Genomic DNA, 21,811 nt, shown 5'->3' with positions numbered 1-21,811 from the left:
CTTGCTCGGGCAGTGCTGTTCGTTCCGCTGGTGTTACTTGTTCAGGGCGCGCTTCAGCTTGCGCGCCACCCGGCGGGCCAGCCCCGGCTTGGGCTTGGCGGCCACCGGCTTGGGGGCCGGCTTGGGCTCGGCGGGCTTGGCGCTCTTCGGCACCGACGCGACCCGGATGCCACCGGCGTCAGCGCTCACCCGCACCGGCAGCGCGAGGAAGCGCTGCCCGGTGGCGACCGGGGTCAGGCACACCGACGCGGTCCACGCCAGGTCCTTCAGATCGGCGGCGGGAACCTCGGCGGCCAGCCGTGCGCCGGAGGACTCGGGGGAGACCGTGCCGGGCACGTCCAGGGTCGTACCGGACGACTTGTGGGTCAGGCGCAGCAGTACGTCGGTGGCGGCGGCGACGTGGAAGGGGAGCAGGACGCCGACGCGGGAGCCGGTGACCGTGAAGTCCCCGGGCTTGAGGTCGCCGAGGCCGAGGCGCTTGCTCGCCTTGTCGACGTCGAGGGAGAAGTTGCCGTGCGGCTCGGTGTAGTACGGCAGCATCACCTGGCCGGCGACGACACCGGCGTGCCCGGCGTTCTCGCCGTGCTGGGGGACCGGGCCGAGGCGGCACTCCTTGTTCCAGGAGCCGATGACGACGCGGACGTAGGTGTCCCAGAGGCCGTCGCTCAGCGGGACGCCGCCGCCCGCGGTGGCGGGGTCGACGGTGGCCGTGGCGTGCAGCACCAGGCGGACGCCGTCGCCGTCGGCGACCGTCTCGTGGGTGATCTCGACGGGCTGGAAGTGCGAGGCGGCGCTGGCGCGTTCACGGACGACGAAGTCGGCCGTCGCCTTCTTGAAGAGGTGAGTGGCGTCGGCCGTGAGCATGGAGGTCGCCTCGGCGAGGTTCTTCGGCTCCGGGTGCTTGGGGCAGGGGGCGCCCTTGGCCGGGAAGATCGCCGGCTTGCCGTCGATGACGAACTCGGCCTGGTAGTGGACCAGCAGCTTGCCGTCGCGCCACTCGATCTCGCCCGGGACCGCCTGCGGTTTGAGCGACGCCTCCCACTTGGCGAGGTCGACGAGGTCGTCGTAGCGGTCGGCGGCGGCGAGGGCGGCGACCACCCGCAGTCGCGGAGCGAGACCGGCCGCGACGCCGGGGCCGAAGCGCTCGGTCATGACCCCGCGGATCTCCCTGAGGAGTTCCCGGCGGTAGTCGTCGGGGGCCTTGAGCAGCCGGCCGCCGCCGAGGCGCTCCATCATCTCCACGCGCAGCCAGCGGCGGTAGATCCGGTCGCGGGCCGGGCCCGGCTCGGTGTACTTCTCGACGACGTCGAGGGCCTCACGCAGGTTCTTGAAGTAGCCGACCGGGTCGAAGCGCTGGAAGCCGGCGTTCGAGGCGTCGTCGCGCTTGATGTGGTAGTAGCAGACGTAGTCGCTGAGCACGGCGACGTTGTCCGCGGCGAGGTAGGCCTCCGTCACGAAGACGTGGTCCTCCAGGCGGCGACGCCCCTCGGGGAACCGCAGGTCGATGCGGTCGAGGAAGGAGCGGCGGAGCATCTTGTGCGGGGTGAGGCTGTCCATCAGCGGCACGGTCTCGACCGACGCGCGCGGATGGTTCTGGCGGAACAGCTCCACGGGGACGCCGCGGCCCTTGCCGGCCATCTTGCCGACGATGACGTCGGCGCCGTTGGCCACGCCGTAGTCGTACATCCGCTCAAGGGCCTCGTCGCCGAGGTAGTCGTCGTTGTCGACGAACATGACGAACTCGCCCCGGGACGCGGCGATGCCGACGTTCCGGGGCTTGCCCGACCAGCCCGAGGCCTCCTGGTGGATGACGCGGATGTGGGGGTGCTCGGCGGCGACCTCGTCGAGCCGCGCGGGCGTGCCGTCCGTCGAGCCGTCGTTGACGAAGATCGCCTCGTACTCGTCGTTAGGCAGGGACTGCCTGAGGAGAGAGGAGATGCAATCCTCGATGTAGGGCCCTGGGTTGTACACAGGGACGACGACACTGACCTTGACCGACATCCGGCTTCTAGCCCCCTTGTTCGCGCTGCGTTTGCGCTGCCCGTTTCCCGATGTGGAACGGCGCGGTGGGGTGATGCTAACCCGGTCTGTCTCGATGCCGCCCATTGGGCTGGTGTTGGGCAACGGTTAACCCGCCGTGGACCGACGTCAGCTCGCGTCGTGCGTCTTGGCCAGAAGTTCCAGGATTTCGGCGGTCGTGCCCGTTTCGCCCAGACGGGGGAAGATTCGCTCGATGCTGTGGGCGTGCGAAACGGCGTCCAGATCGCTCATCGCGTCCGTCGCGAGAGTCACGTGATAGCCGTGCTCGTGGGCGGCGCGGGCGGTGGACTCGACGCCGATGCTGGTGGCGATGCCGGTCAGCACGATCTGCGTGATGCCACGGCGGCGCAGTTGTACATCGAGGCCGGTGCCGTGGAAGGCGCCCCAGTTGCGCTTGACGATCTGGATGTCGCCGGGGTGCCCGGACAGTTCGTCGACGACGACGTCCCAGCCCTCGGCGCGGGCCGCGCCGCCGGCGCGCTGCTGCTCGGTGCGACCGGGAACCGCGTCCGCGCCGTCGGCGGCGAAGGAGACCCGGACCAGGACCACGGGAAGGTCGGCGGCCCGGAAGGCGTCGGCGAGTTCAACGCTACGGGCGACGACCTCGGGGCCGCTGTACGGCTGGGTCGGGGCGCCGACGATGCCGCCCTGGAGGTCGATCACGACGAGGGCGGTGCGCGGGTCGAGGGTGGTGAGTGCCATGGGGGAGGCCTTTCAGAAGGTAGGGGGCTCAGATGGTCTTCGGGGTGAGGGTGCGCAGCGAACGGTCGGGCAGGGTGATCGCCAGGAGCAGCGCCGACCCGGCGGCCATGAACAGGGCCAGGTCGTGCAGTCCCGGGGTGCCGGCGCGGTGCGGGAAGAAGGCCGCGGTGGCCGCTGAGGCGGCGAGTGCGCCGAGGTACATGAAGGTGCGCAGCAGTCCGGCGGCGGACGCGATGCGCGCGGGCTCGGCCTGCCGGTACAGGGCGTTCTGCCCGGCCAGCCCGAGCAGGCCCTGCGGCAGGCCCAGCACCGCGCCGACGGCGAGCAGCAGCCACACCGGGCTGTGGGAGCCGACCAGGAACAGCCCGGCGCAGCCGACGACCTGGACGGCGCTGCCGATGAGCAGCTTGGCGCGGATCGCCTCACGGCGGCCGGTGAGGGAGGAGACGGCGAGGGCGCTGACCGACAGGGGGAGCAGCACGAGTCCGGCGCCGGCGGCGTGCAGCCCGCGCCCCTCCTCCAGCCACTGCGTGTAGCCGTAGAGGAAGGCGTACGAGGTGGTGTAGCCGAGGAACTGGCGCAGGTACGTGGTCACCAGGGGGAGGTTGCCGCCCAGCACCCGCAGGTCCACGAAGGGATCCGGGACGCGCAGTTCGCGTACGCCGAAACCGAAGGCCGAGGCGAGGGAGAGCAACGGCAGGTACCAGTGGTCGAGCCGTGGGGCGGTCAGGAAGATCATCAGCGAGACGAGCATGACGGCGAACAGGAGCATGCCGGGCGGGTCGACGTCGCGCCGGGTGCCGGCCGTGGGGGCCTTGCCCGTCCTCGGCAGGCGCAGCGCGCCCAGCACCAGACAGGCCACGGACAGGGGCACGTTGACGGTGAAGATGGCGCGCCAGCCGCCGACGCCGATCAGGAAGCCGCCGAGCGTGGGACCGATCACCGACACCGTCTGCGCGGAGACGGCGAGCGCGGTGAGGACGCCTGCCGGACTGTCCTGCCCGGTGCGTTCGGCCTCGCTCCGGGTCAGTTGCATCGCGGCCGGATAGGCGGCCGAGGTGCCGAACCCGAGCAGCACCCGGGCGGCGATCAACACACCCAGCGAGGGCGCGAGGGCGCCCATGAGTCCGGCGACACCGACCAAAGCCGTACCGATGAGATAGAGCCGACGCGGCCCGTACATGTCGACGAGCCGCCCGATGACCGGCTGGCCCACGGCGGTGGCGAGATAGAGCGCCGAGACCAGCCACACCGTCTGCGAGGGCGGGGCGCCGAAGGCGATGCCGATGGGCACGAGGGCCACGGCGATCATCGAGGAGTTGATCGGGTTCAGTACGGAGCCGAGAACCATCGGCGCAATCAGACGCTGGTCGAAGCCGGTCGGTGCGGGGCGGATGGTCCGTGGTGCGTGGGCGAGCCTCGGTATCACTGCTCTGACAGCCGTTCCATCAATGTCAGCGCGTCGAGGATCGTCCGCCGCTCCCGCTCGGTGTAGCGGTCCTCGAAGGCGCGGGCCAGCCACTCCTCGCGGACCTGCCGGTTGTCCTCGACCCGCTCGCGTCCGGCCTCGGTGAGCGTGACGAGTTGTCTACGGCCGTCCTCGGGGTCGGGGCTGCGGCGGATCAGCCCGTGCTGGTCGAGGGCGGCGAGGGTGGCGGCCATCGACTGCGGCCGGACCCCCTCGGCGGCGGCGAGGGCGCTGGCCGTGGCCGCGCCGTGCTTGCCGACCAGGGTGAGCGCCGACTCCTGCGAGGGCGTGAGGTCCTCGTCCGTCGCGACCTCCCGGATCCTGCGCCGCAGCCGACTGAGCACCACGCGCAGATCGCGCGCGGAGCGGGCGGCCGAGTCCGAGATGCCCGCGGGTGCGCCGGTGCGCTGCTGATCCATGACCCCCACCGTAAAACCGTCAGCAGAAACTGTCCAGCCAGAACTGAACAGCCTGACCTGAAGATCTGTGCCGCCTAGTCTGGTGTGGTGCGTCTGCTGCTGATGTCCGACACCCACCTCCCCAAGCGCGCCAGGGAACTGCCCGCACAGCTCCTCGCCGAACTCCCGCGCGCCGACGTCGTGTTCCACGCCGGAGACTGGGTCGACACCGCGACCCTCGACCTGCTGGAGAGCCGCAGCCGCCGACTCGTCGGTGTCCACGGCAACAACGACGGCCCCGAGCTGCGCGCCCGGCTCCCCGAGGTGGCGTACGCCGAACTGGGCGGCCTGCGTTTCGGCGCCGTCCACGAGACGGGCCCCGCCCAGGGCCGCGAGGCGCGCTGCGCGGACCGCTTCCCCGACCTGGACGTGCTGGTCTTCGGCCACAGCCACATCCCCTGGGACACCACGGCTCCCACCGGCCTGCGCCTGCTCAACCCCGGTTCCCCGACCGACCGCCGACGCCAGCCGCACTGCACCTACCTCACGGCGACGGTGGCTGACGGCGCTCTGACCGACCTCGTACTGCACCGGCTGCCGCCCAGAAGCTGACCGGGATCGCCTGCGCCCAGTGGGGTAGGCGAAACAGCATGGCTGATACACGAGAGGCCCGGCCGCAGCCCGCCCGCCAGGACGCAGCGCCCCGCACCGTCCTGCTCGTCATGTGCGCCGGCTACTTCCTTGTGCTGCTCGACGTCACCGTCGTCAACGTCGCCCTGCCCCGCATCGGCTCCGGCCTGCACACCGACATCGGCGGCCTCCAGTGGGTGGTCGACGGCTACGCCCTGGCCCTCGCCGCCCTCATGCTCACCAGCGGCACGGCAGGCGACCGCTACGGCCACAAACGCGTCGTGCTGGCCGGGCTCGCCGTCTTCGGCGCGGGTTCCCTCGCCTGCGGACTGGCACCGGACGTCGCCGTACTCGTCGCCGCCCGAGTGGTGCAGGGCATCGGCGCCGCCCTCCTCCTGCCGGGAACGCTGGCCATCATCAGCCGCGCGTTCCCCGACGACGCGGCACGCGCGCGTGCCATCGGCGTCTGGGCGGGCGTCGGCAGCCTGGCGCTGCCCGCCGGACCCCTGCTCGGCGGGGCGCTCACCGACTGGCTCGGCTGGCGGGCGATCTTCCTCATCAACGTGCCCGTCGTCCTGTTCGCACTGGTCCGCTCCGCGGCCGTCGTCCAGGAGAGCCGGGAGGCACGGGCCCGACGGCTCGATGTGCCCGGACTGCTGCTCGGCGGTCTGCTGCTGCTCGCGACGACGTACGCCTTCATCGAGGGCGGACGCGGCGGTGCGGGCTCCCCGCCCGTCCTGATCGCCGCGACCGTCGCCGTCCTGGCCCTCGTGGCGCTCACGGCGGCCGAACTCCGGCGCGGCGACGAGGCGATGCTGCCGCCGGCGCTGCTGCGCAGGCCGGCGTTCGACGCGGCGAACGCCACCGCCGGGATCATGAACCTGGGCACCCTGGGCACCTTGTTCGTCCTGATGCTGTACCTGCAGTCCGTGCAGCAGCGCTCGGCACTGGTCGCCGGACTGGCCGTCCTCCCCCTGTTCGCGCCCCTCGCGGTGATCGCCCCCTTCGGCGGCCGGATCACCAGCCGCATCGGGTCCCGGCTGCCGGCCACGGCGGGCCTGCTGATCGCCGCGACCGGCCTCGCCCTGCTGACCCGCGCACAGCCGCACTCCGGCCTCCCGGCCCTGCTCCCAGCCCTCCTCCTGTGGGGCATCGGCTGCGGCCTGCTCACCCCGGCCGTCGTCGCCGCGGCCATCGCCACCGTCCCCGCCGACCGCGCCGGCCTGGCCTCCGCCGTCAACAACACCGCCCGCCAGACGGGCGGCGCGATCGGCATCGCGGTGGCGGGCGCGGTCGCCGGGCCACCGCAGGACGTCGGCCGCTTCCTGCGCGGGTTTCATGCGGTCGCGTTGGGTTCGGCGGGGTTGTACGGCGGGGCGGCGTTGGTGGCGGTGATGTTGTTGCCGGGGAGTGTGCGGTGGTTCAGGGGTTGAGAACTCCGGGGAACGGTTGGGGAGTTGGGCGATAGGCCGGGCGCCGTGTGCGACCGAGTGGCGTGAGTGGTTGTCGGGTCACCGCAGGACGCCTGCTGCTTCCTGCGCGGGCTCATCTGGTCGCGCTGAGAACTCCGGGGAATCGGCGCGGAGTTGAGCGCCTGTGCCAGGCGCACTGCGCGCTCGCTCATGGATGCTCCGGCCGCACGCAGGCCCTGGCCGCCGAGGTCCCCGCAGTGGCCCGAGCGGTCCGTCACCCGGGCCCCGTCGTCCAAGACGGCGACTGCACCGCCGCTCCCCTCGCCCCGCCCCGACCGCCGAGGAGGCAAGTACCCGCGTCAGGTGGACGGCGTGTTCGCTCATGGACACCCCCGCCCCCGCGGTCGCCTGGGTCTCCGCAGCGGCCCAAACCGTCCGTCTCCGCAGCCCCGCTGTCCAAGACGCCCACTACGACCGCCGCCACCCCCACCAGCCCGTGCGCCTCCGCCCCCGCCCAGCCGGCCGGACCGGCCAGGTCACCGTGCCTGATGAATACCCCTGCCACCCCCGTCACTGCTCGCCCGCCCAGCCCGCCGGACCGGCCACCTCACCTTGCCCGATGAATAGCCCGCGCCGCCCCCGTCAGCGCGACCCCCGTCCCACCCCACCGCAGCGCGACGATCTCGGCGGCGACGGACACGGCCACCTCCTCGGGGGTACGGGCGCCGAGGTCGAGCCCGACCGGTGAGCGCAGGCGCGCCAACTCGGGCTCGCTCAGGTCGGATTGGAGAAGGCGCCGCATACGGTCCTCGTGGGTGCGGCGGCTGCCCATCGCCCCGATGTACGCGGCCGGCCGGCGCAGCGCCTCCTCCAGGAGCGGTACGTCGAACTTCGGGTCGTGGGTCAGAACGCAGATCACCGTCCGCTCGTCGGTGTCCGTGCCCCGCAGATAGCGGTGCGGCCAGTCCACGACCACCTCCACGCCCGCAGGGAACCGCTTCGGCGTGGCGAACACCGGGCGGGCGTCGCACACGGTGACCCGGTAGCCGAGGAAGTCGCCGATCCGGGCGACCGCCGCCGCGTAGTCGATCGCGCCGAAGACCAGCATCCGGGGCGGTGGCGCGAAGGAGTGCAGGAACACGGTGACGGAGTCCTCGCGCCGCTCGCCGCGAGGGCCGTAGTGGCGCAACCCCGTTGCGCCGAGGGCGAGTTCACCGCGGGCGTCGGCCGTGACCGCCACGTCGAGGCCGGTCGCGCCGAGGGTGCCGCCGACCCGGTCGGGCCAGACGGCGAGGGTGGCACCGCGCGCGGCTGGACCGTCGATCACGGTCGCGACGGTCACCGGTTCCCGGGCGGCGACCGACTGCGCGACCGCCCCGAAGGAGGGATCGGCCTCGGGTGTGACGGGCCGTACCAGCACGGTGATCTCGCCGCCGCAGGTGAGCCCGACCGCGAAGGCGTCCTCGTCGCTGTACCCGAAGGTCTCCAGCCGGGCCTCGCCGCTCGCCACGACCTCTCGCGCCAGCTCGAAGACGGCCCCCTCCACACAGCCCCCGGACACACTGCCCACGACCTCGTCGTCCGGGCCCACGGCCATCGCCGCACCGGGATCGCGCGGCGCGCTGCGGCTGACCGCGACGACGGTGGCCAGGCCGAACGGATTCCGCGCCGCGTACCAGCGGCCGAGCTCCGGGAGGATCTCCCGCACGATGCGCTCCTCTCACCGCCGTAGTTCCCTGTACGGACGTTAATCCGTTGGCGCCGCTCCCGCCGCTCTGCTGCACTGAGGGGCGTCAGTCGACGACGACCGAGGAGCCCTGAGATGCGCGCACCGTTCATGTCCGCCCAGGAAGGAAGGCCCCCCTCATCGAAGGACATGACCCCAGGTGCACTTGCTCAACCTCGGAATCCTCGCGCACGTAGACGCGGGTAAGACCAGCCTGACCGAGCGGCTGCTCCACTCGGCCGGTGTGATCGACGAGATCGGCAGCGTCGACGACGGGAACACCCGCACCGACACCCTCGCGCTGGAGCGGCAGCGGGGCATCACCATCAAGTCGGCCGTCGTCTCGTTCCCGGTCGACGACGTGACCGTCAACCTCATCGACACCCCCGGCCACCCGGACTTCATCGCCGAGGTCGAGCGCGTGCTCGGCGTGCTCGACGGCGCGGTCCTGGTCGTCTCGGCCGTCGAGGGCGTCCAGCCGCAGACCCGCGTCCTGATGCGCACGCTCCAACGGCTGCGTATCCCGACGCTCCTCTTCGTCAACAAGATCGACCGCCGCGGGGCGCGGTACGGGGATCTCCTGTCGTCGATCTCCGAGCGGCTCAGGGCAGCGGTCGTACCGATGGGCTCGGTCGAGGACCTCGGCACTCCGGAGGCCGGCTTCCTGCCGGGCCTGGGCCCGGGCGCGGCGGCCGTCCTCGCCGACCACGACGACGACCTGCTCGCCGCATACGTCGAGAACACCGTCTCCTACGACCGCCTGCGCACGGCCCTCGCCACCCAGACCCGCCAGGCCCTCGTGCATCCGGTCTACTTCGGCTCCGCCATCACCGGCGCCGGCGTGGACGCGCTGATCACCGGCATCAGGGAACTGCTCCCCGCCGCCGACGGCGACCCCCAAGGCCCGCTCTCCGGCACGGTGTTCAAGGTCGAGCGCGGTCCGGCGGGGGAGAAGATCGCCTACGCGCGGATCTTCTCCGGCACCCTGCGCACCCGCGACCGGATCACCTTCGGCGATGCGGGCGCGGAGGGCAAGGTCACCGCGGTCGGCGTTTTCGACCGTGGGGCGGACGTCGGCTCCGACTCCGTCCCGGCGGGCCGGATCGGCAGGCTGTGGGGACTCGGCGAGATCAGGATCGGCGACGCGATCGGCGTACCGAGGAAGGCGGCGTACGAGCACTTCTTCGCGCCGCCGACCCTCGAGACCGTCGTCGTCCCGGGCCCCGGCACCGATCGGCGCGCCCTGCACCTCGCGCTCACCCGACTCGCCGAGCAGGACCCGCTGATCGGCCTGCGCCAGGACGAGGTGCGCCAGGAGACGGCGGTCTCCCTCTACGGCGAGGTCCAGAAGGAGGTCATCCAGGCCACGCTCGCCGACGAGTTCGGGGTGCACGTCACCTTCCGCGAGACGACACCGCTGTGCGTCGAGCGGCCGGTCGGCACGGGCGCGGCGGCCGAGTTCAACAAGAAGGGATCGAACCCCTTCCTCGCCACCGTCGGCCTGCGCATCGACCCGACCCCGGTCGGTTCGGGTGTGCGGTTCGCTCTCGACGTCGAGCTGGGCGCGATGCCGTACGCCTTCTTCAAGGCCGTCGAGGACACCGTGCGCGAGACGCTCGGTCAGGGGCTGCACGGCTGGCGGGTCACCGACTGCGTGGTCACCATGACGCACTCCGGCTACTCGCCCCGGCAGAGCCACGCCCACCAGGGCTTTGACAAGAGCATGTCGAGCACCGGGGCCGACTTCCGCGGGCTGACCCCGCTCGTCCTGGTCGAGGCGCTGCGGCGGGCGGAGAGCCAGGTGTACGAGCCGATGCACCGGTTCCGCGTCGAGGCCCCGGCCGACACCCTCGGCGCCCTGCTGCCGGTGTTCGCCGCGCTGCGCGCCGTACCGCAGACCACCGAGACGCACGGGTCGCGCTGTGTGCTGGCGGGGATGGTGCCCGCGGCTCAAGTGCACGGGCTGGAGCGGCAGTTGCCGGGGCTGACGCGCGGGGAGGGTGAGTGGGAGAGCGTCTTCGACCACTACGCGCCCGTCGCCCATGGCGCCGTTCCGGAGCGGGCGCGCACCGACCACAACCCGCTGAACCGGAAGGAGTACCTGCTGAACGTCGCGCGCCGGGTCGCCTGATGTGTCAACAGGGCAGGTAGAGGGCAAACTTACTCATGAGTCAGAAGTGTTGACAGTGTCCGGAAATCACCGGACTGTAGTGGACATGACGAATATCCGGGCGCGTTTGATCGTTGTCCTGGTTGTCCTCTGCGGATTCCTGTCGGTGGCGGGTGCCGGGCCCGCCACCGCCGCCACCCCAACCGACTCCCTCTGGTTCGACGGCTCACCGCTGACCGTGCAGAACGGCAGCTTCGTCGACGGCTACGGCCGCCAGGTCGTACTGCGCGGCTACAACGTCTCCGGCGAGACCAAGCTGGAGGAGAACAGCGGTCTCCCCTTCGCCTCGGTCGCCGACGCGAAGAAGTCCGCGACCGCGCTGCGCGCCCTCGGCGGCGGCAACTCGGTCCGCTTCCTGCTCTCCTGGGCCCACGCCGAACCCGTACGCGGCCAGGTCGACACCACCTATCTGGCCGCCGCCACCGCCCAGATGCAGGCGTTCCTCGACGCCGGCATCCGCGTCTACCCCGACTTCCACCAGGACCTCTACTCCCGGTACCTGTTCAACACGGGAAGCTGGTACACGGGCGACGGAGCCCCCAAGTGGGCTGTGGCGCTGGGGAGTTATCCACAGGAGTCGTGCGGGATCTGCCTCTTCTGGGGTCAGAACATCACCCAGAACTCGGCGGTGACCAAGGCTCAGTACGACTTCTGGCACAACAACTACGGCCTCCAGGACTCCTTCCTCACCACCGCCCAGTCGACCATGACGTACATCCAACAGCACCTGAGCTCCGACGAGTTCGCGGGTGTCGTCGGCTTCGACCCGTACAACGAACCCTTCGCCGGGACCTACGACTCCGGCCAGACCAGCCGCACTTGGGAGCAGAACCTGCTCTGGCCGTTCTATGTGAAGTTCCGCGCCCGGATGGACGCGGCGGGCTGGACGGCCAAGCCCGCCCTCGTCGAACCGAACCTCTTCTGGAACTCCAACATCTCCAGCCAGGTGCAGGAGGGCGGACTCCTCGACGCCGGCACGCTCGGCTCGCGGTACGTCTTCAACACCCACTTCTACGACCAGAAGGCGATCTCCGGCATCCTGATGTGGGGGAACGCGGCCGACGGCCAGTACGCGACCGACTTCGGCACGGTGCGAGACCGGGCCTCGGCGGCCGGCACCGCCGCCATCGTCAGCGAGTTCGGGCATCCGCTGTCCGGTACGGTCGCGGGCAAGGCGCCGACCGTCCTCAAGGCGATGTACCAGGCCCTCGACTCCCGCCTGCCGGGCGCGAGTTGGTGGTCCAACCCGACAGGCTCGGGACCCGTCCTGTCCGGTACGCAGTGGCAGTGGGACATCTACAACGGCCGCCACGACGAGGTGATGAACGACAACCCCGACAAGGTGCTCACCTCCGGCGACGCCTGGAACGACGAGGACCTCTCCGCCGTCAATATGACGGACTCCGGCACGGTGACACTCCGTCAGGACGCCCGTCTCCTCGACCGGATCTACCCGAGCGCGACCGCCGGCACCACGGTCGCCTTCACCTACGAGGATCGCTCCCGCGACGGCTCCACGACTCTCACCTGGAACCCCGTCCCCAGCACCCTCCCGAACGTGTCGTCACTGGTCGGCTCCGGCCAGTACGGCCTGCTGCTCTGGCGCTCCAACAGCTCCACCGCCCCCACCGAACTCCACCTCCCGGCCTCCTTCCCGGCGGCGTCCACCACCGTGGTCTCCGACCTGGGAGCCGTCTCGGGCCTCCCGGCGTACAGCGCCTCGACCCCGATCGGCTACGCCAACGAACCGGGCGGCACCGGCAGCCACCGCGTCCTGCTCTCCGCCACGGGCTCGGGCACCCTGCACTACGCCCTCATCACCAACGGCGCGTCGAGCCCCTCCTCGACACTGCTGAGCGCGGCCAAGTCCGAACTGGCCGCGTGGGCGGCGGCGCACAGCTGAGCGGTAGAGGGCGTCGGCCATCGGCCGTACCGATGGCCGACGCCCCAACCACCAAGCGGGCCACGGCCCTTGACTCACTTGTCCGACGTGCCCGGAGTCCACATCCCGAGCCACTGCTCGGCGTCCCAGGCCACGAACCGCTCCACCTCGGCGAACCCGAGCTTCGCCGCGAGTCGCATCGAGCGGGTGTTGGCGGTCTGGGTGGTGAGCATCACGGGTTCGCCGGGAAGGACGTCGGCGAGCCAGCCGAGTGCCGCCGCGCACGCCTCGGCGGCGTACCCGAATCCCCACGCCCGCGACAGGAACAGATAGCCGAGATCGGCCTTCCCCGCAGCAGCAGGGCGACTCTGCTCCGGTGTTCTCCTGAGCAGGATCAGGCCGATCATCGACCCGTCGCGCTCGACGACGAAACTTCCGGGCCTGCGCCCGGGTACCTCAGGGATCTCGCGCTCAATGTCGTCACGCGGCCGGGCGCCGCCGAGGTAGGTGTGCACCTCCGACGAGGCGAACAGCTCGACGAACGCCGCACGGTCGTGGCTCTCGGACTCACGGAGCACGAGCCGCTCGGTCCTGGTCGGCTCGGGCGGCCAGGCCACGGATGTCAGATCTTCCATCCACGCACGCTAACTGGTGTGCGCAGGCGGCCGGTTCACCTGGTGCCCTCCTCGCCGTGTTCCCTGTTGCCCACTCCACCCGCGTCCACGTCCGTGAAATGGCCGGGCGCTGTTGGCCGTTGCCCACGACAGGGCCCAAGGACCAGCACCTCGCCCCCTGTCCGACGAAGCCCTCAAGGCCGGGCATGTGCGGCGCAACCCGCGTGTGGCGCCGCATGTGCAGGGCGGCGACGTCTGGTCCTTCGCTGTCGCCGAGGGCGAGGCGCGTTCCTGGAGCAGTTGGTCGCCGAACGCCGGGTGGTCATCCGGTTGAAGGCGGATCGCCTGTACGGCACGGCGCTCGACATCGACGGCTAGCCGCTCACCGGTTGACGCCTAGGCCGCGACGACCGCGACGCCGGTCCTGCCTCCGTCGACGTCCACCACCGTTCCGTGGACGAAGGCCGCCTCGTCGCTGGCCAGCCAGACCACGGCGTGGGCGATGGCGTCCGGGGTGCCGACCTGGCCGGCCGGGGTGCCCTTCATCATGATCTCGCCCGGGTGGGGCTCGCCGCCCTCCGGCGTCGGGGGCAGGATCACGCCGGGGGAGATCGCGTTGACCCGCACGCCCTGCGGGCCGAACTCGGCGGCCCAGGCCCGGGTGAGGGTCTCCATGGCGCCCTTGGTCGAGCTGTACAGCGCGCCGAGCGGGACGGCCAGGCGCGCGATCCATGAGCCGAGGTTGACGACCACCCCGCCGCCGGACTCCGCCATGACCGGGGCGACGGCGGCGGTGAGGAAGAACGGCGCCTTCACGTTCACGCCGTAGACTTGGTCGAAGGTCTTCTCGTCGGTGTCGACGGTGCTCGGGGCCGGGTAGACGCCGGCGTTGTTCACCAAGATGTCGATCCGCCCGCCCAGGGCCTGACGGGCCCGCGCGGCCAGATCCCGGGAGGCCTCAGCGCTGCCGTCCAGGTCCGCCGCGAGAAAGTCGGCCCGGCCGCCGGACGCGCGGATCCCCGCCACGACCTCGGCGCCCCGCTCCTGACTCCGTCCGGACACCACGACATGGGCGCCCTCGGCGGCGAACGCCTCCGCGATGGCCTGCCCGATGTTGCTGGTCGATCCGGTGACCAGCGCCGTCTTGTTCCGCAGCCGTTCCGTCATGGCTCATGTGTCCCTTGTCCGTGCCGTCCCCTGTGTGGGGCCGCGGACCACTGTGCGCCGCAAATAATGGACTAGCAAGTCCAGAAAGCTGGGACCCGGAGGGGGAGGCCGCACAGCCGCCCAACGGTTAACTTTGTCCGCGCCGATGCGCACACAATGTGCACCCTCTCCGCTCGCTCCGATCGTTCGCGCAGGTCAGCGCCCACTCGGACACCCTCCGCCGCATTACTTGACGAAAAGTGATGAAGGAGCAGCCTTTTCCGTAAGACCTCGGACACGACAAGATTGGCCCGATGGTCAAAGAGACAGGGGTGCGACAGTGACGGGCAGGCTCAAGGCGCCGACCGGTCGTTACGGCGGCAAGTCCGCCCAGGAGCGGCAGGCCGAGCGGCGCGGACGCTTCCTGGACGCCGCGCTCCAGTTGTTCGGCGACACCCCCGGCTACCGCGGCACGACCGTCGCCGCGCTCAGTGAGGCCGCGGGCCTGTCCACCCGGCAGTTCTACGAGGAGTTCCGCAGCCTGGAGGACGTCCTGGCCGCACTCCATCTCCAGGTCAACGACTGGGCCGAGGAAGCCGTCCTGACCGCGCTCACCGCCGCCGAGGGGCTGCCGCTCGCCGAGCGGGCCGGCGCGATCTTCCACGCCTACGCCGAGAACGTGACCGTGGACCCGCGCCGCATCCGCATGACCTTCGTCGAGATCGTTGGGGTCAGCCCGCGCCTCGAGGAACAGCGGCTGGCCCGCCGCGCCCGCTGGATCAACCTCATCTGCTCCGAGGCGAAGGCCGCCGCCGAGCGCGGGGAGGCGGCCCGGCGCGACTACCGGATCGCCGCGACGGCGTTCATCGGCAGCGTCAACGGCCTGCTCCACGACTGGAGCGCCGGCTGGGTGGACGCCACGCTGGACGAGGTCGTGGACGAACTGGTCCGCCAACTGCTCGGCATCATGCGGCCGCCGGGCTGGAGCGGCTAGGGCGAGTCGTCGCCGGCGTACTCGTCCAGGCGGCGGGCCAGCGCGCGGACGAGGTCGCGCAGGGCGGCCGGGTGTTCGACGACGAACGGGCGGTCGAGGGCGGCCAGCACGGGCGGGATCCAGTCCAGTCGCTCGGCCCGGATCCGGACGTGGACCCAGTCGGCGGCGCCGTCGGGCGGCGTGGTCAGGGTGGCGATCCCGGCGGGGAGATGCCCGCGAATGTGCTGCACACTGCCCCGGATCCGCAGGGACACATCATGAGCCCAGGGTGTGCGCGCCAGACCGTCCAGCACGGTGGCCGCCGGGTCGAAATCCGCTGGGACGTCGAACGAGCCGGACCGCACGCTCAGAGCGGCGATCCGGTCCAGGCGGAAGGTGCGCACCTCCCCGTCGGCGGGGTCGGCGCCGGTGAGATACCACCGTCCGGCATGCGCCACGAGACCGTACGGCAGGACGGTGCGGGTGCTGCCGCGGCCCTTCCGGTCGGTGTAGCCGATCGCCACCGGGCGCCGGTGGAGTGCGGCCTCGGCGAGTTCGAGCAGCACCCCGGTCTCGGGCGCGGTGGCGGCGCGGGAGGGCGCGGTGAAGTCGGCGGTGTCCAGCAGGGCGTCCAGCCGTCGGCGCAGGGCGGCGGGCAGGACGCGCAGCAGTTTCGACGTGGCGCTCTCGCCGGCCGCGGCCGACGAGGTGACCAGCCCGGCCTTTCGCCCGGCCAGCAGACCGAGCACCACGGCCAGCGCCTCCTCGTCCGTGAGCATCAGCGGGGGCATCCGATAGCCGGGAGCGAGCCGGTAGCCGCCGTAGCGACCGCGTACCGAGTCGACGGGGACGCCCAGGTCCAGCAGGTGACCGACGTAGCGGCGGACCGTACGTTCGTCGACGCCCAGCCGGGCGGCCAGGTCGGGGACGGTACGGAGGCCGCCGCCCTGGAGGATCTCCAGCAGGGCGAGCACCCGCGCGGTCGATGTGGTCACCCGGAAAGTCTGCCCCCGATACCGGGCGGATCCTGCCCGGTATTGCTCCTAGCGTGAGAGACGCCCCTGCCTCCGGCACCACCTCCGAACAGGAAACGCTCATGAACTTCGTCTCGATCCGCGTCATCACCGACGACGTCGCCCGCCTCGTCCGGTTCTACGAACAGGTCACCGGCGTCCCGGCCACCTGGTCGACCCCTGATTTCGCCGAACTCGTCACGCCCGCCTGCACGGTGGCGATCGCGAGCACCCGCACGGTGGCACTGTTCGGCACCGATTCCGCGCGGCCCGCCGCCAACCGCTCGGTGATCACCGAGTTCCGGGTGTCCGACGTGGACGCCGAATACGAGCGTCTGACCTCCCTGGACTGCGAGTTCGTCCAGAAGCCGACGACGATGCCCTGGGGCAACCGCTCCCTCCTCTTCCGCGACCCCGACGGCAACCTGGTCAACCTCTTCACGCCGGTCACTCCCGAGGCGGTGGCACGGCAGCAGCGCTAGACCAGCTCGTCCAGGGCGGTCAGCACGGGTGTGACACCGTCCTCTGCGCGTACCCGGGCGCCGAGGACCCGCGCGCGCTGGGCGTAGCCCGGTTCACGAGTGGCCCGTACGAGCGCGGCGGCGAGGGCGTCGGCGGTCAGGTCGCGCAGGGGTACGACCGCCGGGGCCACGCCAAGGGCGACCAGCCGCGAGGCCCAGAACCCCTCGTCGAACTGGATCGGCACCGGCACGGCCGGCACCCCGGCGCGCAGCCCAGCTGCGGTCGTGCCCGCCCCACAGTGATGGACCACCGCCGCCATCCGCGGGAACAGCGCAGAGTGCGGCACCTCGCCGATGGTCAGGACATCGTCACCGGCCCCTTCGAGGCCGCCCCAGCCGCGCTGGATCACCCCGCGCAGCCCGGCCCGGCGCAGGGCGCGCACGATCTCGGTGCTCAACCGCTCCCGGTCGGGCACCGTGGCGCTGCCGAGGCCCACGAACACCGGGGCGGGCCCGGAGTCGAGGAAGTCCCGTAGTTCGTGGGGGAGTTGGGCGTCGCCGTCGTACGGCCACCAGTAGCCGGCCACGGTCAGCCCCGGCCGCCAGTCGGCCGGTCGGGGTACGACGAGCGGGCTGAAGCCGTGGTGGACGGGCCAGTTCTGCCGCTCCCGGGCACGGAGCGCCGAACCGGACCGGGTGTGCCGCAGGCCGAGACGGGCCCGAACATCGGGTACGGCAGTTGCGAAGACGTGCTCCACGGCCCGGTTCACCCCGTGCCCGGCGATACGGTTGCCGACCCCACCCCAGGAACCTCCACCGAGCGGCGGTGGCGCGAACTCCCTTGTCGGAGCCACGGGTTGGAGATACACACCCATGCTGGGCAGCGACAACCCCTCGGCGAGGGCGTGTCCCAGTGGTCCCAACGAGGCGGCCACCAGCAGGACTTCACTCGCCCGGGCGGCCGTCAGGAGGTCGTCGGTCATGCGCTCGACCACCGCCCGCGCCATGCCCGCCAGCCGCAGCAACTTGCCGGCCCCGGAGGAGCTGCGATGCAGCCCGCGCCCCCGCGAGGACTCCAACTCGGCCCGGGGATCCACCGGAAGGGGGTGGAAGTCGACACCCGACCCCGCGACCAGCGGTGCGAAGCAGCCGTGGGTGACGAGCGTGACCTCGTGCCCCGCCAGGGCCAGGGCATGCCCGAGACCGGTGTACGGGGCCACGTCGCCCCGGGAGCCCGCCGTCATGATCGCTACTCGCACGACGGTCAGTATCCCGCCGGTATCCCGCTGGTGGGCGGGACGCGCGGGATTCCAACTGCCGCGTGTGTCACAACCGTTGACTTCCGTCCCCGGCGGCTCTACTTTTCAGCGCGCCGTCTCGTTCGGCTAACCGATCCATGTTCGATATTTCGGATAATCGGCAAAGGAGCCGCATGTTCCGCACCCCCCTCCTGCGCGCCCTCGCGACGGCCGCAGCGGCAGTCACCCTGCTTCTCTTCACCAGACCCGCGCCCGCCGACCCGCTCCAGGCGGCCCCCGTCGCCTCAGCGACCCGTCAGATAGCCGTGCCCACCGCGCCGATGGGCTGGGCCTCCTGGAACAGCTTCGCCGCGAAGATCGACTACAGCGTCATCAAGGCACAGGTCGACGCGTTCGTCGCCTCGGGCCTCCCGGCGGCCGGCTACAAGTACATCAACATCGACGAGGGCTGGTGGCAGGGCACCCGCGACAGCGCGGGCAACATCACCGTCGACACCAGCGAGTGGCCCGGCGGGATGAGCGCCATCGCCGACTACATCCACAGCAAGGGCCTCAAGGCCGGCATCTACACCGACGCCGGCGCGAACGGCTGCGGCTACTACTACCCGACGGGCCGCCCCGCCGCCGCGAACACCGGCAGCGAAGGTCACTACGACCAGGACATGCTCCAGTTCTCGCAGTGGGGCTTCGACTTCGTGAAGGTCGACTGGTGCGGCGGCGACGCCGAGGGCCTCGACGCGGCGACGGCGTACAAGGCGATCAGCGCCTCCGTCACGAAGGCCACCGCCTCCACGGGTCGCGCACTGACCCTCTCGGTCTGCAACTGGGGCTATCAGAACCCCTGGAACTGGGCGCCGGGCCTGGCCCCCATGTACCGGACGAGCACGGACATCATCTACTACGGCAACTCGCCGTCGACGACGAACATGCTCTCCAACTTCGACCAGGGTCTGCACCCGGCCGCCCAGCACACCGGCTACTACAACGACCCCGACATGCTGATGGTCGGCATGTCCGGCCTCACCGCCGCGCAGAACCGCACCCACATGGCGCTCTGGGCCATCTCCGGCGCCCCCCTCATGGCCGGCAACGACCTGACGACCCTCACCTCCGAGACCACCGGCATCCTCACCAACCCCGAAGTCATCGCCGTCGACCAGGACGCGCGTGGCCTCCAGGGTGTCAAGGTCGCCGAGGACACCACCGGACTCCAGGTCTACGGCAAGGTCCTGTCCGGCACCGGCAACCGCGCGGTCACCCTCCTCAACCGCACCTCCTCCGCCCAGAACATCACCGTCCGCTGGTCCGACCTCGGCCTGACCACCGCGTCCGCCACCGTCCGTGACCTGTGGTCCCGCTCCAACATCGGTACCTACGGCACGAGTTACACGACGAGTGTTCCAGCCGGCGGCTCCGTGTTCCTGAAGATCAGCGGCGGTACCGAGGCGGCGAGCACCAACTACACCGCCACCTCCACCGGCAAGTACACCGGCATCAGCGCGGCGAGCACCGGCCTGAACGTCGTCGACGTCACCTACACCAACACCGGCTCCACCGCTGTCACCGGCACCCTCCAGGTCAACGGCCAGACCGCGACGACGGTCTCCTTCCCGCCGACCGGCTCCAGCCCCGGCACGATCTCGGTCCAGGCCGACCTGTCGAAGGGATCGGCCAACTCCCTCACCCTGACCGGCAGTTCACTCCCCACCCTCGGCGCGGTCAACGTCCAGCCCATCCCGGGCACGAACGGCTCCCTGATCGTCGGCACCCAGTCCGGCCGCTGCGCCGACGTCTACAACAACACCATCACCAACGGCACCCAGGCCGAGATCTGGGACTGCAACGGCGGCCAGAACCAGGCCTGGACCTACACCTCCCGCAAGGAACTCGTGGTGTACGGCAACAAGTGCCTGGACGCCTACAACAACGGCACCACCAACGGCACCAAGGTCGTCATCTGGGACTGCAACGGCCAGAACAACCAGAAGTGGACCGCCAACTCCGACGGCACCCTCACCAACGTCAACGCGGGCCTCTGCCTGGACGCCAACGGCGCCGCCACGGCCAACGGCACCCAGCTCATCCTGTGGACCTGCGGTACGGCGAACAACCAGAAGTGGACGCTGACCTAGCCGTACCGGCTTCCGTGTGACATCTCGTCCCGCCGGTCCTCAGGACCGGCGGGACGAAGGCGCCGCAGGGCGCCTCTGCCAGATCATGACTGGGTGGCATCCCACTCTGCTTGCAGCCGGCGGAGTTGCTCCTCGCTGAGCGGAGGCTCAAAACCGCCCGGGAACATCAGAGTGAGTGGCTGTGGCCACATGCTTTCGGGCCCGTGCTCCTCACAGTGCAGAGCCACAAGATGCGGTCCCTCTCCGCAAGCCGCGCCTCGGTAGAAGCGGTCGTGCGCCTGGGGAGGAGGCAGCACGCGATCATTGTGCCAAAGGCTGCATCGAGGTCCTGTCGGTACTTGAACGCGATCGTGTCGATCACTTGACGGTGATCACGCCACCACTCGAAGGAAACGGCTTAGGCGAACGCGCCGACGACCAATCCCGTCGCCACGAGCACGGCGCATGCCAACAGGCAACAGGCGACGACGCGTTGCCGCAGTCGCCGATACCTCTCCTCATATTCGTCCCGCAGTTGACGGCCCCGCTCAGCCGTGCGTTGCCACGACAGCCGGGTGAGGGCCAGGTACTCCACCTCGAACTGCCGCTCCACTTCGTCCCGTTGGCTGTCGGTGAGCCAGTCGAGCCGGGCCGCGAAACGCACGGCCGCCATACGGCTCTCCGTGCGGGCGGCTGCGATCAGCAGGTGCCCCTCGATCTCGTTGAGGAACGCCCCCTGGTCCGGGGGGTGTTCGTCCATGGCGGTCACCGTGGCGTCAACTTTCGTTCCAGCGCCGGGACATCGGGGTGATGCATGTCGAACGCCGGGGACTCACTCCGGATGCGCGGGAGAGTGAGGAAGTTGTGCCGCGGGGGCGGGCAGGACGTGGCCCACTCCAGGGAGCGGCCGTAGCCCCACGGGTCGTCGACCTCGACCTTCTTGCCGTACTTGGCCGTCTTCCACACGTTGTAGAGGAACGGCAGGATCGACAGGCCGAGCAGGAAGGAGAAGATCGTCGACACCGTGTTGAGTGTCGTCAGGCCCTCCACCGCCAGGTAGTCGGGAATCCGGCGCTGCATTCCGTTCACGCCCAGCCAGTGCTGGACCAGGAAGGTGCCGTGGAAGCCGATGAACAGCGTCCAGAAGGTGATCTTGCCGAGGCGCTCGTCGAGCATCTTGCCGGTCATCTTCGGCCACCAGAAGTGGAAGCCGGAGAACATCGCGAACACCACGGTGCCGAACACGACGTAGTGGAAGTGCGCCACCACGAAGTACGAGTCCGAGGTCGAGAAGTCGAGGGGCGGGGACGCGAGCATCACGCCGGTGAGGCCGCCGAACACGAACGTGATGAGGAAGCCGGTGGCCCAGAGCATCGGGGTCTCGAAGGACAAGGACCCCTTCCACATGGTGCCGATCCAGTTGAAGAACTTCACGCCGGTCGGTACGGCGATGAGGAACGTCATGAAGGAGAAGAACGGCAGGAGGACACCGCCGGTGACGTACATGTGGTGGGCCCACACCGTCACCGAGAGGCCGGCGATGGAGATGGTCGCGGCGACCAGGCCCATGTAGCCGAACATCGGCTTGCGGGAGAAGACCGGGATGACCTCGGAGATGATGCCGAAGAACGGCAGCGCGATGATGTACACCTCTGGATGGCCGAAGAACCAGAAGAGGTGCTGCCACAGCAACGCCCCGCCGTTTGCGGCGTCGAAGACGTGTGCCCCGAATTTTCGATCCGCCTCCAGCGCGAAGAGCGCGGCGGCCAGGACGGGGAAGGCGAGCAGGACCAGGACGGCGGTCAG

Annotated in this window: 18 protein-coding genes and 1 pseudogene; 8 read left to right on the top strand and 11 right to left on the bottom strand. The window is 70.6% G+C overall.

The genetic code is table 11. The annotated features are described in order from the left end of the window. Positions 1-33 precede the first annotated feature (33 nt). From AB0M63_RS23380 to AB0M63_RS23365, 4 genes are all read right to left on the bottom strand, one after another. Positions 34-2,001: a glycosyltransferase family A protein gene (locus AB0M63_RS23380; RefSeq protein ID WP_366020727.1), complete on the bottom strand. Its 1,968-nt coding sequence runs from the start codon at positions 1,999-2,001 to the stop codon at positions 34-36. Between the two features lie 147 nt (positions 2,002-2,148). After that, complete coding sequence (locus AB0M63_RS23375) at positions 2,149-2,742, bottom strand: hydrolase (RefSeq protein WP_366020726.1); 594 nt, start codon at positions 2,740-2,742, stop codon at positions 2,149-2,151. Between the two features lie 28 nt (positions 2,743-2,770). Continuing rightward, positions 2,771-4,093, bottom strand: a complete 1,323-nt coding sequence (locus AB0M63_RS23370; RefSeq protein ID WP_366020725.1) for an MFS transporter — start codon at positions 4,091-4,093, stop codon at positions 2,771-2,773. Between the two features lie 74 nt (positions 4,094-4,167). Then, a complete protein-coding gene (locus AB0M63_RS23365; RefSeq protein ID WP_355911302.1) occupies positions 4,168-4,629 on the bottom strand; it encodes a MarR family transcriptional regulator in 462 nt (153 codons plus the stop codon). Positions 4,630-4,716: 87 nt separating this feature from the next. Between AB0M63_RS23365 and AB0M63_RS23360 the strand changes: the two genes are divergently transcribed. Both AB0M63_RS23360 and AB0M63_RS23355 read left to right on the top strand, forming a co-directional pair. After that, positions 4,717-5,220, top strand: coding sequence for a metallophosphoesterase (locus tag AB0M63_RS23360; protein WP_366020723.1), 504 nt, complete (start codon positions 4,717-4,719; stop codon positions 5,218-5,220). A gap of 38 nt (positions 5,221-5,258) precedes the next feature. After that, the gene (locus AB0M63_RS23355; protein ID WP_366020722.1) at positions 5,259-6,671 is read left to right on the top strand and encodes an MFS transporter; all 1,413 of its coding nucleotides are present in this window, start codon (positions 5,259-5,261) and stop codon (positions 6,669-6,671) included. 586 nt (positions 6,672-7,257) lie between these two features. On the opposite strand, the gene AB0M63_RS23350 is transcribed toward AB0M63_RS23355, so the two are convergent. Beyond that, entirely contained in the window at positions 7,258-8,358 is a 1,101-nt protein-coding gene (locus AB0M63_RS23350) for an XdhC/CoxI family protein (protein WP_366020721.1), read from the bottom strand. 178 nt (positions 8,359-8,536) lie between these two features. On the opposite strand from AB0M63_RS23350, the gene AB0M63_RS23345 reads away from it, so the two are divergent. Then, entirely contained in the window at positions 8,537-10,507 is a 1,971-nt protein-coding gene (locus tag AB0M63_RS23345; RefSeq protein WP_366020720.1) for a translation factor GTPase family protein, read from the top strand. A gap of 85 nt (positions 10,508-10,592) precedes the next feature. After that, the gene (locus AB0M63_RS23340) at positions 10,593-12,449 is read left to right on the top strand and encodes a cellulase family glycosylhydrolase (RefSeq protein WP_366020719.1); all 1,857 of its coding nucleotides are present in this window, start codon (positions 10,593-10,595) and stop codon (positions 12,447-12,449) included. A 74-nt stretch (positions 12,450-12,523) separates the two neighbouring features. Here the strand turns inward: AB0M63_RS23340 and AB0M63_RS23335 are convergent, their stop codons facing one another. Then, positions 12,524-13,063, bottom strand: a complete 540-nt coding sequence (locus tag AB0M63_RS23335) for a GNAT family N-acetyltransferase (RefSeq protein ID WP_366020718.1) — start codon at positions 13,061-13,063, stop codon at positions 12,524-12,526. A 184-nt stretch (positions 13,064-13,247) separates the two neighbouring features. On the opposite strand from AB0M63_RS23335, the pseudogene AB0M63_RS23330 reads away from it, so the two are divergent. Next, positions 13,248-13,420: pseudogene (locus AB0M63_RS23330) on the top strand (PPOX class F420-dependent oxidoreductase); the annotation flags it as partial. Positions 13,421-13,438: 18 nt separating this feature from the next. Here the strand turns inward: AB0M63_RS23330 and AB0M63_RS23325 are convergent. Beyond that, positions 13,439-14,209 (bottom strand): SDR family oxidoreductase, encoded by a 771-nt coding sequence (locus AB0M63_RS23325; protein WP_366020717.1) that lies wholly within the window; start codon positions 14,207-14,209, stop codon positions 13,439-13,441. Positions 14,210-14,528: 319 nt separating this feature from the next. Between AB0M63_RS23325 and AB0M63_RS23320 the strand changes: the two genes are divergently transcribed. After that, positions 14,529-15,182: a TetR/AcrR family transcriptional regulator gene (locus tag AB0M63_RS23320; RefSeq protein ID WP_355911329.1), complete on the top strand. Its 654-nt coding sequence runs from the start codon at positions 14,529-14,531 to the stop codon at positions 15,180-15,182. Here the strand turns inward: AB0M63_RS23320 and AB0M63_RS23315 are convergent. Further along, a complete protein-coding gene (locus tag AB0M63_RS23315) occupies positions 15,179-16,156 on the bottom strand; it encodes a YafY family protein (RefSeq protein WP_366020716.1) in 978 nt (325 codons plus the stop codon). The two genes, AB0M63_RS23320 and AB0M63_RS23315, sit on opposite strands and share 4 nt — an antisense overlap. Before the next feature lie 101 nt (positions 16,157-16,257). Between AB0M63_RS23315 and AB0M63_RS23310 the strand changes: the two genes are divergently transcribed. Beyond that, positions 16,258-16,656, top strand: coding sequence for a VOC family protein (locus tag AB0M63_RS23310; protein WP_355911353.1), 399 nt, complete (start codon positions 16,258-16,260; stop codon positions 16,654-16,656). Here the strand turns inward: AB0M63_RS23310 and AB0M63_RS23305 are convergent. Next, positions 16,653-17,879 (bottom strand): glycosyltransferase, encoded by a 1,227-nt coding sequence (locus AB0M63_RS23305; protein ID WP_366021012.1) that lies wholly within the window; start codon positions 17,877-17,879, stop codon positions 16,653-16,655. The two genes, AB0M63_RS23310 and AB0M63_RS23305, sit on opposite strands and share 4 nt — an antisense overlap. Before the next feature lie 188 nt (positions 17,880-18,067). On the opposite strand from AB0M63_RS23305, the gene AB0M63_RS23300 reads away from it, so the two are divergent. Next, complete coding sequence (locus tag AB0M63_RS23300) at positions 18,068-20,026, top strand: ricin-type beta-trefoil lectin domain protein (protein WP_366020715.1); 1,959 nt, start codon at positions 18,068-18,070, stop codon at positions 20,024-20,026. A 397-nt stretch (positions 20,027-20,423) separates the two neighbouring features. Here AB0M63_RS23300 and AB0M63_RS23295 read toward each other — a convergent pair whose 3' ends face one another. Then, positions 20,424-20,765: a hypothetical protein gene (locus AB0M63_RS23295; protein ID WP_366020714.1), complete on the bottom strand. Its 342-nt coding sequence runs from the start codon at positions 20,763-20,765 to the stop codon at positions 20,424-20,426. 5 nt (positions 20,766-20,770) lie between these two features. Then, the coding region (locus tag AB0M63_RS23290) for a cbb3-type cytochrome c oxidase subunit I (RefSeq protein WP_366020713.1) at positions 20,771-21,811 on the bottom strand (1,041 nt) is incomplete at its 5' end.

The sequence above is a fragment of the Streptomyces sp. NPDC051576 genome (assembly GCF_040681835.1).
In the GTDB taxonomy this organism is placed as follows: Bacteria; Actinomycetota; Actinomycetes; order Streptomycetales; family Streptomycetaceae; genus Streptomyces.
Note: the sequence above shows the minus strand (reverse complement) of the source record. Positions and strands in the feature narration are given on the sequence as shown.